At 70.7% G+C, this 14,697-nt stretch carries 10 protein-coding genes and 1 tRNA gene; 6 read left to right on the forward strand and 5 right to left on the reverse strand.

Features of this window, described 5'->3' with window-relative positions:
* The first annotated feature begins 10 nt into the window (after positions 1-10).
* Complete coding sequence (locus HUA76_RS15925; RefSeq protein WP_141642752.1) at positions 11-691, forward strand: response regulator transcription factor; 681 nt, start codon at positions 11-13, stop codon at positions 689-691.
* A complete protein-coding gene (locus HUA76_RS15930; RefSeq protein ID WP_254614255.1) occupies positions 691-2,289 on the forward strand; it encodes an ATP-binding protein in 1,599 nt (532 codons plus the stop codon). The genes HUA76_RS15925 and HUA76_RS15930 overlap by 1 nt, the downstream gene beginning before the upstream one ends.
* Before the next feature lie 274 nt (positions 2,290-2,563).
* Here the strand turns inward: HUA76_RS15930 and HUA76_RS15935 are convergent, their stop codons facing one another.
* The 5 genes from HUA76_RS15935 to HUA76_RS15955 all read right to left on the reverse strand — a co-directional run bounded on the left by HUA76_RS15935 (position 2,564) and on the right by HUA76_RS15955 (position 8,846).
* Complete coding sequence (locus HUA76_RS15935) at positions 2,564-3,430, reverse strand: carboxypeptidase regulatory-like domain-containing protein (RefSeq protein ID WP_174461362.1); 867 nt, start codon at positions 3,428-3,430, stop codon at positions 2,564-2,566.
* An 84-nt stretch (positions 3,431-3,514) separates the two neighbouring features.
* Complete coding sequence (locus HUA76_RS15940; RefSeq protein WP_141642754.1) at positions 3,515-4,369, reverse strand: ABC transporter permease; 855 nt, start codon at positions 4,367-4,369, stop codon at positions 3,515-3,517.
* A complete protein-coding gene (locus tag HUA76_RS15945) occupies positions 4,366-5,355 on the reverse strand; it encodes an ABC transporter ATP-binding protein (RefSeq protein WP_174461363.1) in 990 nt (329 codons plus the stop codon). Before HUA76_RS15945 ends, HUA76_RS15940 begins: the two co-directional genes overlap by 4 nt.
* 30 nt (positions 5,356-5,385) lie before the next feature.
* The gene (gene cyoE / locus HUA76_RS15950) at positions 5,386-6,270 is read right to left on the reverse strand and encodes a heme o synthase (protein ID WP_141642756.1); all 885 of its coding nucleotides are present in this window, start codon (positions 6,268-6,270) and stop codon (positions 5,386-5,388) included.
* Between the two features lie 308 nt (positions 6,271-6,578).
* Positions 6,579-8,846: a tetratricopeptide repeat protein gene (locus HUA76_RS15955; protein WP_217439740.1), complete on the reverse strand. Its 2,268-nt coding sequence runs from the start codon at positions 8,844-8,846 to the stop codon at positions 6,579-6,581.
* A gap of 287 nt (positions 8,847-9,133) precedes the next feature.
* Between HUA76_RS15955 and HUA76_RS15960 the strand changes: the two genes are divergently transcribed.
* The 4 genes from HUA76_RS15960 to HUA76_RS15975 all read left to right on the forward strand — a co-directional run bounded on the left by HUA76_RS15960 (position 9,134) and on the right by HUA76_RS15975 (position 14,646).
* Positions 9,134-9,209: transfer RNA gene (locus HUA76_RS15960), tRNA-Ala, on the forward strand.
* A 107-nt stretch (positions 9,210-9,316) separates the two neighbouring features.
* Entirely contained in the window at positions 9,317-9,919 is a 603-nt protein-coding gene (locus HUA76_RS15965; RefSeq protein ID WP_174461365.1) for a DUF2760 domain-containing protein, read from the forward strand.
* Positions 9,920-9,980: 61 nt separating this feature from the next.
* Positions 9,981-11,843 (forward strand): Hsp70 family protein, encoded by a 1,863-nt coding sequence (locus HUA76_RS15970; RefSeq protein WP_141645567.1) that lies wholly within the window; start codon positions 9,981-9,983, stop codon positions 11,841-11,843.
* Positions 11,844-11,868: 25 nt separating this feature from the next.
* Positions 11,869-14,646: an Hsp70 family protein gene (locus HUA76_RS15975; RefSeq protein ID WP_174453346.1), complete on the forward strand. Its 2,778-nt coding sequence runs from the start codon at positions 11,869-11,871 to the stop codon at positions 14,644-14,646.
* Positions 14,647-14,697 lie beyond the last annotated feature (51 nt).

The following is a 14,697-nucleotide window of genomic DNA, read 5'->3' on the forward strand; positions in this document are numbered from 1 at the left end:
CACTCCGTCCATGTCCACACGTGTCCTGCTCATCGACGATGATTCCCGCCTCTACGAACTGCTCGCGCAGTACCTGGGGCAAAACGGCGTCAACGTCACCCATGCCGCCGACGGTGGTCGAGGGCTCGCGGCGCTGGAGGCCAGCGCCTACGACGCGGTGCTGCTCGACGTGATGATGCCGGGCATGGACGGCCTGGAGGTGTGCAAGCGCATCCGCGCCAAGAGCCGCATTCCCGTCGTCATGCTCACCGCGAAGGGCGATGAGACGGACCGCGTGGTGGGGCTGGAGCTGGGCGCGGACGACTACCTCCCCAAGCCCTTCAGTCCGCGTGAGCTGCTGGCCCGCCTGCGCGCGGTGCTGCGCCGCTCGCAGCCCTCGTCGGTGGCGGACCGACTGGAGGCGGGAGGGTTGTCCATCGACGTCGCCGGGCGCGAGGTGCGCGCGGAAGGAAAGCTGGTGGACCTCACGGGGCTGGAGTTCGACCTGCTGGTGGCGCTGGTGCGCCGGGCCGGGCGGGTCATCCCCCGCGACGCGCTGCTGGGTGAAGCGGGCCGCAGCGACACGGTGGTGGGCGAGCGCACGGTGGACGTGCACATCTCGCATCTGCGCCAGAAGCTGGGCGACGTGGGCTCCCGGCTCATCAAGACGGTGCGCGGCGTGGGCTACGTCTTCGCCAAAGAGGGACTCTGATGGGCCGCCGCGACGGCAAGCGAGGCCGAGGGCCCTGGAATCAGAAGGACCCGTGCGAACCCTCCTGGGGTCCGGAGTCGGACGACCCCGACGCCATCGCGCGGTGGCTGCAGGGGGAACGCGAAGGCGCGTGCCCGCCCCAGGGAGAGTGGACCCAGGCCGACAAGGACGATGGCAAGGAGGCGAAGGACCGCCGCCGAGGTCCGTTCTCCAACCCCCTGGAAGCGTGGGAGGCACATCACCGCCGCGCGCATCTCCACTGGAAGCGCCAGCAGCGCGCGCACTGGCGGCACCACTACTGGGGCATGAGCCGGCTCGGGCACTTCGTGCGCTCACGCCTGCATCGGCGGCTGTTCCTGTGGTTCGGCCTGAGCATCTTCATGACGGGCGTCGTGGTGGCCACGGTGTTCAGCCTGGTGGGTGGCAACACGTGGAAGCAGGAGATGATGCGGCTGAAGGACTTCGCGAGCCACCGCTTCGAGGAGGTGTGGAGCGAGCCCGCGCGGCGAGACGCCCTGGCGCAGTCCTTCGCGAAGGACCTGGACATCGAAGTGGAGGTGACGGACGCGAGCGGCAAGCTGCTCGTGCTGGCGGGTGGGTTGTGCAAACACGCTGAGTTCACCCTCCCCGTCATGCGCGCGGGCACGACCCTGGGACAGGTGCGCGTCTGCAACGGGCTGGCGCGCGGCAAGACTCCGTTGAAGGTGATGCTGCCGTTGCTCGCGGCGTGTCTCATGCTTTGGATGGCGTCCGGGAAGATGGCGCGAAGGCTCGCCAAGCCCGTGGATGCGCTGGTGCAGGCCACCGAGGCGCTGGGCGCGGGACGGCTCAACGCGCGCGCGGAGGTCCTCCCGCATGCGACGGGGGAGTTCACCGTGCTGGCCGTCGCCTTCAACCACATGGCGGGGCGCATCGAGAAACAGGTGGCGGACCAGCGGGAGCTGCTCGCGGCGGTGTCCCATGAGCTGCGCACGCCCCTGGCTCGGCTGCGCGTGCTGACGGAGCTGCTGCGCGACGGCGGTGGCAATCCCAAGACGCTGGACCAGGTGGACCGCGAGGTGGTGGAGCTGGACGCGTTGGTGGGCGAGCTGCTCGCAAGCTCACGGCTGGACTTCGGTCAGCTCACGCCTCGCGTTCTGGATGGGCGCACGCTCGCGACCCAGGCGATGGAGCGCGCGGGGCTCGCGCTGGAGATGCTCGACGTGGATGCGCCGGAGACGGGGCTGGTGGGAGACGCGACGCTGTTGGGGCGCGCGTTGGCCAACCTCCTCAACAACGCCCGGCGGCATGGGGGGGGCGTGGAGAAGCTGCGGGTACAGGAGCAGGGAGAGCACCTCGCGTTCTGCGTCGAGGACCGGGGTCCAGGACTCCAGCCGGGCGAGGAGACTCGCATCTTCCAGCCCTTCTACCGGAAGGACCGGGGTGGCGAAGCGCGCGAGGCGGGCTCGCTGGGCCTGGGGCTCGCGCTGGTGCAGCGCATTGCCCGGGCACACGGCGGAGAGACGTTCGCGGAGAATCGCGAAGGCGGCGGCGCGCGCGTGGGCTTCACGGTGAAGAAGGCGGGGCCACCGGACGCCATCGAGCGGCCGGCGGCGTAGGTAGACCCAGGGGAGTGGCTCCCCGCTCGAAGGCACGGGGCTCTTTCTTCGCGGCTTCCCCGGCGGCACGCGACACGGGCCTGGATTCAGTCCCGCATCGCGGAGACAGGCGCGGGTCTACTTCTTCGCGGAGGCATCCCCGGCGGCACGCGACACGGGCCCGGATTCAGGCGCGCATCGCGAAGACAGGCGCGGGTCTACTTCTTCGCGGCTTCCTCGGCGGCACGCGACACGGGCCTGGATTCAGGCCCGCATCGCGGAGACAGGCGCGGGTCTACTTCTTCGCGGACGTGTCCTCGGAGGAGAACGCGAAGGAGACCTCGGCCGGAGCACCGTCCTTCACCGTGACTTCGGTCGTCTTCGTCCCGAGCGTCTCGTGCCACGCCTCCACGGTGTACGTGCCCGCGGGCAGCCCCTGAAGCGCGAAGGCGCCATCCGCGCCCGTCGTGGCGAAGTACGGGTTCGGGTTGCTCACCACGAACGCGGTCATCCACGGGTGCACGTCGCACTTGAGCTTCAACACGTCATCCGCCGGAGGCACGGGCTTCTGGACCGGCGCGCCCGAGGGCGGCTGCGCGACGTTGAAGGCCGCCTTCGTCCCCACCACTCCGCGCACGTTGTGCAGCGTGCCGTCGCTGTTCTTGAAGACGACCGATTGCCCCGCCACCGCGCCCTGGACGCGAGGCACATAGGTGCACTTCGTCTGGTCCACCACCACCGGAGCACTCGGCGCGGCCGGAGCCCCGGCCACGCTCCCCTTCACGCGCACCAGCACGTTCTGGAGCTTGCCGTCCTTTACCAGCACCGCCTCTTCCTTCGAGCCTCGCCCCTCGCAAGCCGGGTCGGTGTTCGGCGGCAGGTCGGCCGCGGCGGGAGGCGTGCCGGTGAACGTCACAGTCCCCTTCACCGCACCGTTGCCCGCGGGCACGGCGACCTTCCCCTGTTCGTTCCCCGGGTCCTTGTCCGCCTGAATCGGCGTCGCCGCGTGCTCGGCGCCAGGCTCCGTCGCGCGGGCCGCCGAGGGAGGCGGTGCCTGGGTGGTAGGTGGCGGAGTGGCGGGAGCCTCCTCCTTCTTGCAACCGGGCAGGGCCAGCAGCCCCGCGGCTCCCAGCATCGACAGGCCGAGCGTGCGCAGCGTCATCGTGCAATCTCCTCGGTGAACCAGTTCATCTTCCGCGTCCCCTCGTAGTCAAAGGACGCCGACCTGTCCAACGGCGCGTCCGCGCTATTCGCGACGGCTGACGCTCACCGCGGCCAGTCCGACGAACACCGTCGCGAACGCGAGCAGCACCGGCACCTCCAGCCCCGTCCCCGACATGGGCGAGCCCACCACCACCGACGCCTCCGCGCCGTAGAGCGCCCGACGCACGCCCTCCACGGAGAAGCGCATGGGGTTGAGCACCATCACCCACGACAACCACGTCCCCGCGCCCTTGAGCGGGAACATCGCCCCGGACAGCACCCACATGGGCAGCAGCACGATGCTCATCACCGCGTGGTAGCCCGCGCTGGAGCGCACCCACCACGCCAGCGACATGCCCATGCCCGTCAGCGCCAGCGCCGACAGCACCATCACCGAGAACAGCAGCGGCAGGTTGACGGTGGCCGCGCTCACGCCCGCCAGCGGCGCCAGCAGCAGGAACAGCGACGCCTGCATCAGCGCGATGGCCGACGAGCCCAGCGCCTTGCCCAGCACCACCGCCAGCCGCGAGCCCGGCCCGGCGAGCACCGCCTGGAGGAAGCCCTCCCGCCGGTCCTCGATGACGGTAATCGTCGCGAAGATGGCGCTGAACAGCAGCACCATGGTGACGACGCCCGGGAAGAAGAACTGCTGGTAGCCCAGCCCCTGCGCGCCCTCGACGCGGAACGAGCCGGCGAAGCCCGAGCCGATGACGAACCAGAACAGGATGGGCTGCGCCAACGCGCCCACGACGCGGCTGGGCTGACGGAAGAAGCGCACCACGTCGCGCGCCATCAGCACGCGCACCGTCGCCCACTGCAGTGCAAGCGTCCCAGGAAGGGATGGCGCCGGAGCGACGGCTGTCACGGGGGGTTGCGCGGTGGAAATCTCGGCGGTCATCGGCGTTTCCTCGGCGCGGGCTCCGCGGCCGGCACATCGGCGCCCAGCGCGCGCCCGGTGAGCTGGAGGAACACGTCCGCCAGCGTGGGCCGGCGCAACGAGACGGACGACAACCTGCCTGCCGGAAAGGCCTCCACCAGCCGAGGCACCAGCGCATGCCCCTGCCGGGCCTCCACCTGCACCTTCCCCTCCACCACCTTCGCGTCCACGCCCAGCTTCTCGCGCACCTCGCGCGCCAGCGACTCGGGCTCGGCCGCCTCCACGGTGAGGATGTCCCCGCCCATGCGCGAGGCCAGCGCGGCCGGCGTGTCGCATGCCACCAGCCTGCCCGCGTCGAGAACCGCCAGCCTGTCGCACACCTCCGCCTCGTCGGCCCGGTGCGTAGTCAGCAGCACGGTGATGCCCTCCGCGTCGCGCAGCCGCTTCAGGTGCGCCCAGAAGGTGCGGAAGGCCGCCTCGTCCAGGCCCTGCGTGGGCTCGTCCATCAGCACCACGCGCGGCTGATGCACCAGCGCGCGCGCCAGCTCCAGCCTGCGGCGCATGCCACCGGACCACGTGCCCACGCGCTCATCACCCCGGTCCGCGAGGCCGATGAGCGTGAGCATCGACTCCACCCGCTCGCGCGCCCGCTCCCCGGTCAGCCCGTACAGCCGGGCCCCGAGCATCAGGTTCTCCCGCGCGGTCAGCAGGTCATCCAGGCTGCCGCGCTGAAAGATGATGCCCATCTGCCGGCGCAGGGCCGGGTCGCTGAGCGACAGCTCCCGCCCCGCGAAGCGCACCTGACCCGAATCCGGGGCCAGCAGGCCCGCAAGAATCTGGAAGGTCGTGGACTTGCCCGCGCCATTGGGGCCCAGGAGGCCCAGGATTTCGCCGGGCCGCACGGACAGCGTCAAACCGTCCACGGCGACGCGGCCCTTGAAACGTCGGGTCAGCCCCTCGAGGTGGAGCAGCGGAACCGGAGGGGTGGAGACCGAGGTATCAGGCATGGGGCGGTGTGTCCCGCCGGCACCCGCGCGCTAGCCGCGCGGAACGCGGTCCAGGCTCAGCGCCGCGAACAGTCCGGTAAGGTAGATCAACGAGAAGAAGAACGCCTGCCGCGCCCAGGGCTTCCCGAGTCGGCGGAAGAACCCCCACGCTCCCAGGCCCAGGAAGCTCAGGCCCAGCGCCACCGCCGCCGCCAGGTACCAGGAGCCGGCGATGTGCAGTTGGAAGGGCAACAGCGTCATCGGCACCAGCGCCACCAGGTAGAGGACAATCTGCGCCCGGCTGGACTCGTCCCCGCGCTCCAGGGGCACCGACTTGAGGCCCGCCGCCGCGTACTCCTCCTTGCGGAACAGGGCGATGGCGATGAAGTGCGGCATCTGCCACAGGAAGAGGATGGCGAAGAGCGAGAAGCCGCCCGCGTCCAGCCGGTCCGTCACCGCCGTCCAGCCCATGAGCGGAGGCAGCGCGCCCGGCACCGCGCCCACCAGCATGGCCGCCGAGGTGCGCGCCTTGAGCGGCGTGTACGCCAGCACGTAGCTGAGCAGCGCCAGCAGGCCCAGGGCCGCCGTCAGCACGTTGGCCCCCAGCGCGAGCGCAGGCAGGGACACCGCCGCCAGGGAGATGCCGAACCACAGCGCCACCGCCGGCTCCATCCGCCCGGAGGGCAGTGGCCGGTTCTGCGTGCGGGCCATGAACCGGTCGCTATGACGCTCCCAGTAGCAGTTGAGCGCGTTGGCCGCGCCCACCGTGCCGGCCGTGGCCAGCAACGTCACCAGGGCATTTCCCGTGGCCAGCGGTCCAGGCGCCAGCCACATGCCACCCGCGGTGGTGATGAGGACGAGGCTCGACAGCCTCGGCTTCATCAGGGAGATCAGGTCGGACGCGGTCGTCGACATGGACTCTGCACGCGCGCTCAAGCGGACTCCAGGGGAGGGCGTGACAGGGGCACTGCCGACGCGTTGACGGCCCTCCCATACAAGCACCACCCGGGGGTGGGCAAGGACACGTCACCGCGACAGGGCGCCCGCGAACGGCCGCCCGCCCGGCACCCTTGGGGGGCCCGGGTCCGCGTCTTCGTGTCCTGACAATCGTGGGAAGGCAAACACCTGGGGCATAGCCTCGGGCCCGGGCCACATCAACCCAGGCCCGCGGGCACGATGCGCGCCGTGCTGCCCGCGCGCATCAGCCCCGCTTGTCCGACCCCGGCGACGGAGTCGGACCCCGCTCACCCTCCGGAGAGGGAGCGAGCGGCGTTGGCGTGCTCACCGCTCGGCTCGCGCTTGAGGTACTCCTGCGCCAGCATCTTCGCCTTCGGGGTCTGCTTGGCGTCCTTCGAGAGCAGCGTGGCGTAGTAGTAGTACGCCGGGGTGAAGCCCTCGTCGGCGTTGAGCGCGCGCTGGTACGTCTCGTCCGCCTTCGCCGCGTCGCCCTTGCCCTGGAAGACGCGCGCCAGCTCGGTGAGCGCCACGGCCGACCGCTCGGGCTGACCGACGAACTCCTGGCTCGCCTTCTCCAGCTGCTCCTGGGCCTTGGGCCAGTCGGAGCGCTCCCGGTAGATGGTGCCCATGGCCAGGCGGGCCTCGGGGTTCTTCGCCTTCGGGTCCTTCACGGCGCGCTGGTACTGCGTCAGGGCGTCATCCAGCTTGCCCTGGCGGCGCAGGGCGTTGCCCAGCATGACCACCAGCTTGGGGCTGTCGCCCATCGTCTTGAGGGCGGTCTGGAGCGCCTCGGCGGCTTCCTTCTCGCCACCCTGCTTGCCCATGAGGGCCTTGGCCAGCTCGACGTGGAACTGGGCGCGCGAGGAGTCCACGCGGATGGCCTTGCGAATCTCCTCGGCGGCCTGCTCGAAGTTGCCTTCCGTCAGGAGCCGGCGGCCCTTGATGAGGTGCAGCTCCGGGTTCTGCTTGTCGAGCGAGAAGCCCGTCTCCTCGCTCTTGAGCATCTCCGCGCGCGCCTTGTCCTTCTCCAACGGCACCGCGGTGGCCTCCACCAGCTTCTGCTGCACGTCCGGCTTCAGCTCCGGCAGTTCGGCGGACACGCGGCTGACCAGCAGCGAGCGCGCCAGATGCGCGGCGGCCAGCTGACGGGGCGACGGCGGCGGCTCCGCCTCCAGCAGCTTCTTGAGCATCGTCTGGACCAGCCCGAAGTTGGGCTCGTCCTGCTCCAGCATCAGCAGGGAGCGGCCCAGGAGCGACTCGGGGTGGTCCTTCGCGTAGCGCAGCGCGAGGTCGTAGTTCTTCCAGGCGGTGTTGTCCTGGCCCAGCCGGCGGTAGACGGCGCCCAGGCCGGAGTAGACGCGCGGGTCGTCCGGCGCCAGCGTCTGCGCGCGCTCCAGGGTGTCCCGCGCGCGGTCCAGGTCTCCCGCGTTCATCTGGATGAGGCCCAGCGTCAGGTACAGGAGCGAGCTGGAGCGTCCCTGGGAGTCCAGGGCCCGCACCTTCTCCTCCAGCTTGCCCAGCGCGTCCTTGCCCTTGCCGCCGTACGTCTGGACGAGCGCCTCGGCCGCGATGAGGTGCGAGCTGACGTCGCCCGCCTTCATGCCCGCGGCCAGATGCTCCTCGGCGCGACGGCGTGCATCGTCACCACCGCCGTGCTCACCCCAGCGGATGGCGTAGGCGTACGCCAGGTAACCATGGGCCAGACCGGAGTCGGAGTTCACCTCCAGCGCCTTGTCGGCCTCCTCGCACGCCTTCTTGTAGCTGTCGAAGGAGTCGCGCTTGAGGAGCTCCGCGGAGCCTTCCAGGTGCTTCTTCAGCTCGCGGGAGATCTTCCGGGTGTGCGCCGTGTACCAGCCGTAGCCACCGGCGAACACCGGGATGGCCACCAGCAGCGCCAGCGTCACCAGCTTGCCGCGTCCACTGGAGACACGCCCACCGCCGCGATGCCGGGGCGAGTCGTCATCCTCGTCGTCCACCTCTTCCACCACCACCTGCTGCGGGCGGCGTTGGGGGGTGGCGCGCTGGGGCGCCTCGTTGCGAACCGGGGCGGAAGGGCCCGAGGGAGGGCGCGGAGTCGACGGGGGCCTCGGCGTGGGCGCGACGGAAGCCTGCGCCTCCGCGCCCGCCGTGGCGGCGACGTTGGAGAGGGCCGACGCGGACTGCTGGGTGGCGGACGGAGTCAGCACCGGCGGCGCGACGACCGGCGCGGGCGCGGCGGGGCGCGGCGGCTCGATTTTGTGCTGCTGCAGCAGCGTGACGGTGTCCGGGTCTCCCGGATCCACGCTGTAGGCCTTGAGGAGGTTCGCCTTGCCGGGCTCGGCTTCACCCGTCTTGAGCTGGATGGCGCCAGCCAGCCGCAGCGCGGCCTTGTCCTCGGGTTGGACCTGGAGCGCGCCGAGCGCTTCTTCCAGGGCCTTCTTGTCCTTGCCCTGGTCGGCATAGACACGGGCCAAGAGGACGCGCGGGTCTGCGGCGTTGGGATGCGCCTTCACGCCCTTCTTGCAGACGACCATCGCCTCCATGAAGCGACCCATGCTCAGGTACGCTTCGGCCAAGGGCTTATAGGCGGCGGACGAAGGGTCTGAAGCGAACGCGTGTTCGAGCTTCGCGAGCTCGGCCGGGCTCAACGTCTTTGAAGGGGAGGTAGACATTACCGGGGGGAGGGACACCGGGCGGGAAGGGTACGCCTGAGAAGAAGGGTTTTTATGGCATCCGCTGCGCGGCACGTCAATCGCACGGATGCGTTGCGAAGGCTTGCGCTTGACAGCAAGAAAGGGGTCCGGTACTAGCCCGTTCACCTCGGCGGCCCAAACGCCGGGGCGCAGCGCGCAGGGCCCGTAATGGGGGTGTAGCTCAGTTGGGAGAGCGTCGCGTTCGCAATGCGAAGGTCGTCGGTTCGATCCCGTCCACCTCCACCATGTTGAAAACGAAGGGCCTCACGGGAAACCGTGAGGCCCTTTGCATTTGGGGGCATTTCGGGCAACTGCCGAATTGCAAAGCAGGCGGGCTTTGTTATCCGGAGTCGATGACTGACCCGTCTGCCTCGCTGTCGTTCTTCGCGCGCTTCTGGCTCGCCTGGCTCTGCTTCTGGCGCTGCCTCGTGTCCGGCGACTTCGCTCGCGCCGTGCTGCCCGCCAGCCGGGCCTACGACGCCGGGCAGCTGAACCTCCTGCCTTCCGAGACCCCGTCCCCCACCCCCACGGTGGAGAAGGCCCCCCCGCCCCCCCCTGCCCTGCCGCCCGAGCGGGAGCACGCCAGCGCCCTGGCGCTGCTGGCCATGCTCCAGCGGGAAGGTCGGCTGGTGGACTTCCTCCAGGAGAACGTGGCCGCCTTCTCGGACGCCGAGGTGGGCGCCGCCTGCCGCACCGTCCATGAGGGGTGCCGCAAGGTGATGGGCCAGTACTTCACGCTCCAGGCGGTGCTCCCCCAGTCGGAGGGGGACCAGGTCACCGTGCCCGTGTCCTTCGATGCCCAGCGCATCCGCCTCATCGGCAACGTGACGGGCCAGCCTCCGCACACCGGCACGCTGCGCCACCACGGGTGGGTGACGTCGGAGGTGAAGTTTCCGGTCGTGAGCCCCGCCATGGACCCGCGAGTGCTCGCTCCAGCGGAAGTCGAGCTCGCCTGAGCGTCGCTCAGCGGACGCGCAGACCGGACAAAAGGGAGCCCTCAAGGAGTTCAAGCCCGATATGGCCCGCTATTCCATCGGCATCGACCTTGGCACCACGCACTCCGCGGTGTCCTACTTCAACCTCGAGGACAGCAAGGCCCGGGGACGCGCGCAGTCGATGTTGCCAATCCCCCAGCTGACCGCGCCCGGCACGCTGGAAGCGCGCCCGCTGCTGCCCTCCTTCCTCTATCTGCCCTCCGCCCAGGAGTTTCCCCAGGGCAGCCTCGCCCTGCCGTGGAACAAGGACGCCACCTCCATCATCGGAGAGTTCGCCCGCTCCCACGGGGCCAAGGTCCCCACCCGGCTGGTCTCCTCCCCCAAGAGCTGGCTGTCCCATCCCGGCGTGGACCGGCGCTCGGCGCTGTTGCCGTGGCAGGCCCCGGAGGACGTGCAGCGCGTGTCCCCGCTGGACGCGTCCGCGCGCTTCCTGCGCCACCTCAAGGAGGCATGGGACACGACCTTCGCCCAGGGAGATGACGAGTCCGGCAACGCGCTGGCCTCCCAGGACGTCATCGTCACCGTCCCCGCGTCCTTCGACGCCGCGGCGCGCGAGCTGACGCTGGAGGCCGCGAAGGCGGCGGGAATCGAGCACCTCACCCTGCTCGAGGAGCCGCAGGCCGCGCTGTACGCGTGGCTGGAGGCGATGGGGGAGAACTTCCGGCAGCAGGTGAAGCCCGGCGAGGTCATCCTCGTGGTGGACGTGGGCGGCGGCACCTCCGACTTCTCCGTCATCACCGTGCGAGACAGCGGTGGCGAGGTGGAGCTGCTGCGCGTGGCGGTGGGCGACCACATCCTGTTGGGCGGCGACAACATGGACCTGGCGCTGGCGCACACGCTCAACCAGCGCCTGGCCGCCGACGGCAAGAAGCTGGACCCGTGGCAATTCAACGCCCTCACCCACGGCTGCCGGCAGGCGAAGGAGACGCTGTACGGCGACACCTCGCTCGACAAGGTGCCCATCTCCATCCCTGGACGGGGCTCGTCGCTCATCGGCGGAACGCTGCGCACGGAGCTGACGCGCGAGGAGCTGGACCGCGTCCTCACCGACGGCTTCTTCCCCGTGACACCGCTGGCGGAGCTGCCCCGCACCGCGCGGCGCATGGGCCTGGCGCAGATGGCGCTGCCCTACGCGCAGGACCCGGGCGTCTCACGGCATCTGGCGGCCTTCCTCACGCGGCAGGCCCAGGCGTTGGCGGCCAGCCACGACGCGCCGGTGGACGTGGGCGACAAGTCCTTCCTCCACCCGACGGCGGTGCTCTTCAACGGGGGCGTCTTCAAGGCGGGCCCTCTCAAGGAGCGCGTCATGGAGGTGCTCAACATGTGGCTGAAGGCGGACGGGGGGGAGCCCGCCAAGGAGCTGGAGGGCGCGGACCTGGACCTCGCGGTGGCGCGCGGCGCGGCGTATTACGGCTGGGTGCGCCAGGGCAACGGCCTGCGCATCCGCGGTGGCACGGCGCGCGCGTACTACGTGGGCGTGGAGTCGGCGATGCCCGCGGTGCCCGGCTTCGAGCCTCCGGTGAAGGCGCTGTGCGTGGCGCCCTTCGGCATGGAGGAAGGCACGCAGGCGGATGTGCCGCCGCAGGAGTTCGGCCTCGTCACCGGCGAGCCCACCAGCTTCCGCTTCTTCTCCTCCTCCATGCGGCGCGACGACAAGGTCGGCGTCATGGTGGATGACGTGGCGGACGAGCTGGCGAAGGGAGAGATGGAGGAGCTGGCCCCCATCGAGACCACCATGCCCGGACAGGCCTCGGCGTTTGGCGACCTGACCCCCGTCAACCTGCAGGCCGCGGTGACGGAGGTGGGGACGCTGGAGCTGCGGTGCCTGGAGAAAGGTGGCGCCGGACGTTGGAAGCTGGAGCTCAACGTCCGCATGAAGGAGTAGAACGCCGGCCGGCAAACGGAGGTGTATGCGAATCGTTGGCATCGACCTGGGCACCACCCACTGCGCGGTGGCGTCCGTGGACCCCGCCCGGGGCGCGAGCGCGCCCGTGGAGGACTTCCCCGTCCCTCAGCTGGTCCGTCAGGGGGAGGTGGCGCCGCGCGCGCTGCTTCCCTCCACCGTGTACGTGCCGGCGGGGCACGAGCTGAGCGCCGAGTCCCTCCGGCTTCCCTGGGGCGATGACGGCGGTCCGTGGGTGGTGGGGGAGCTTGCGCGCTGGCAGGGTGCTCGCGTGCCGGGGCGACTGGTGGCCAGCGCCAAGAGCTGGCTGTGTCACCCGGGCGTGGACCGCTCCGCGCCCATCCTCCCCTGGGGCGCTCCGGCCGACGTCCAGAAGCTGTCCCCCGTCGACGCCAGCGCCCTGCTCCTGACGCACCTGGCGCGCGCCTGGGACTTCACGCACCCGGATGAGCCCCTGTCGAAGCAGGAGGTGGTCATCACCGTCCCCGCCTCCTTCGACGAGGCCGCGCGCGCCCTCACGGTGAGCGCCGCGCGCAAGGCGGGGCTCGAGAAGTTCACCCTGCTCGAGGAGCCCCAGGCCGCCTTCTACGACTACACCGCGCGCCACCGCGCGGAGCTGGAGCAGACGCTCGCGCACGTCCGGCTGGTGCTGGTGGTGGACGTGGGTGGCGGCACCACGGACTTCACGCTGGTGCACGCGGGAGTATCGCCCGAAGGCCCCATGCTGCGGCGCCTCGCGGTGGGTGACCACCTGATGCTGGGGGGCGACAACATGGACGCCGCGCTGGCCCGGCGCGTCGAGGAGAAGCTCCTGACGGACGGACGCCGCCTGTCCGCTACGCAGTGGACGCAGGCGATTCAGGCCGCGCGCACCGCGAAGGAAGCGCTGCTGGGCAAGGCGCCACCGGAGAAGTACGGCGTGTCGCTCGCGGGCGAGGGCAGCCGACTGCTGGGAGGAACGCTGTCGTCCGAGCTGACGCGCGAGGAGGCCCACGCGCTGGTGCTGGACGGCTTCTTCCCGCGCACCCCACCCACGGAGCGGCCTCGCCGCGCCGCGCGCATGGCGCTCCAGGAGCTGGGCCTGCCGTACGTGCAGGACGCGGCGGTGACACGGCACCTGGCGGCCTTCCTCGCGCAGCACGCGGCGGCGGGCTTCGCGGCCCTGGGAGAGACGCCTGCCTTCGAGGGCGCCCTCCCCCGCCCCGACGCCATCCTCCTCAACGGCGGCGTCTTCAACTCGCCCTGGATTTCGCAGCGACTGGTGGAGGCCGTGTCCGCGTGGTGGCCGGACGCGCCGACCATCTCCCTCTTGCGCCACGAATCGCTGGAGCTGGCCGTGGCGCGGGGCGCGGCGTACTACGGGCTGGTGCGGCGTGGTCACGGCCTGCGCATCGGCGGTGGCGCGGCGCGCGCGTATTACGTGGGCCTGCAGCGCGCGGCGGACAGCGCGGAGCAGCCCGCCCTCTGCCTCATTCCCCGAGGCTTCGAGGAGGGCCAGAAGGTCGACCTGGGTGAGCGCCCCTTCACCCTCACGCTCGGCCGGCCCGTGCAGTTCCAGCTCTACTCGACGACGAGCGACCGCATCGACAAGCCTGGGGACCTGGTGCCGCTGGCGGAGGACTTGAAGCCCCTGCCGCCCATCCACACGCTGCTCAAGGGCGCGGCGGGAAAAGTCGCGGACGTGCCGGTGCACCTCCAGGCGGCGCTGACGGAGATTGGCACGCTGGAGCTGTACTGCGTCTCCGACGTCGCGGACGAGCGGTGGCGCCTGGAGTTCGAGCTGCGCGGCACCGGCGGCTCCCACGAGCTGACCGTCACCGAGTCCATGCCCGCGCGCTTCGCCGAGGCGAAGGACAACATCGAGCGCGTCTACGGCAACAAGCCGCTGCCGCTGGGCTCCAAGGACGTGAAGCAGCTCTCGCGCACGCTGGAGAAGGCACTGGGGCCTCGCGACACGTGGCGCGTGCCGGTGCTGCGCGAGATGTGGAGCACCCTGTACGCGGGCGCCAGCAAGCGCCGTCGCAGCGAGGACCACGAGCGCGTCTTCTACAGCCTCGCGGGCTTCACCCTGCGCCCGGGCTTCGGCTACCCGCTGGACGGCTGGCGCGCGGAGCAGACCTTCAGCCTCTTCGACGCGCTGGTGCAGCACCACTCGGACAAGGCGGTGTGGACGGAGTTCTGGGTGATGTGGCGCCGCATCGCCGGCGGACTCAACGAGGCGCAGCAGCAGAAGCTCTACGTCTACCTCCAGCCGCACCTCGCGAGGAAGGTGCCCCCCGGCGCGCCGCCTTCCGGCAAGCTCAAGGGAATCCAACCCGAAGGGTTGGAGGAGATGGTGCGCACGGCGGCCTCACTGGAGCACCTGTCGCCCTCGGACAAGGCTGAGGTGGGGCGGTGGATCGCCGAGCGGCTGAAGGCCGAGGCAAAATCTGGCGGGCCGTGGGCCTGGGCGCTGGGCCGACTGGGCGCACGCGTGCCCCTCTACGGCAGCGGCCACAAGGTGGTGGACGTGGAGACCGCGGAGGCGTGGCTCACGCTGCTGCTGGAGCTCGACTTGCGGAAGATTGACGGCGCGCCGTTCGCCGCCGCGCAGCTCGCCCGCCTCACGGGAGACCGCACGCGAGACGTGGACCCAGCCCTGCGCGAGCGCGCGGCGCAGGCGCTCGTCGCCGCGCAGGCGTCGGAGACGTGGGTGCGCATGGTGCGCGAAGTGGTGGCGTTGGAAGCTGCGGATGAAGCACGCGCGCTCGGCGACACGCTGCCGGCGGGCCTGCGACTGTCGTGACGAGGGACTCGAAAACGTCCCTTCAGGTCGGCCAGGACATGGTCGACCCGG

This window comes from Myxococcus sp. CA056 (assembly GCF_013336715.1).
Taxonomy (GTDB): Bacteria; Myxococcota; Myxococcia; order Myxococcales; family Myxococcaceae; genus Myxococcus; species Myxococcus llanfairpwllgwyngyllgogerychwyrndrobwllllantysiliogogogochensis.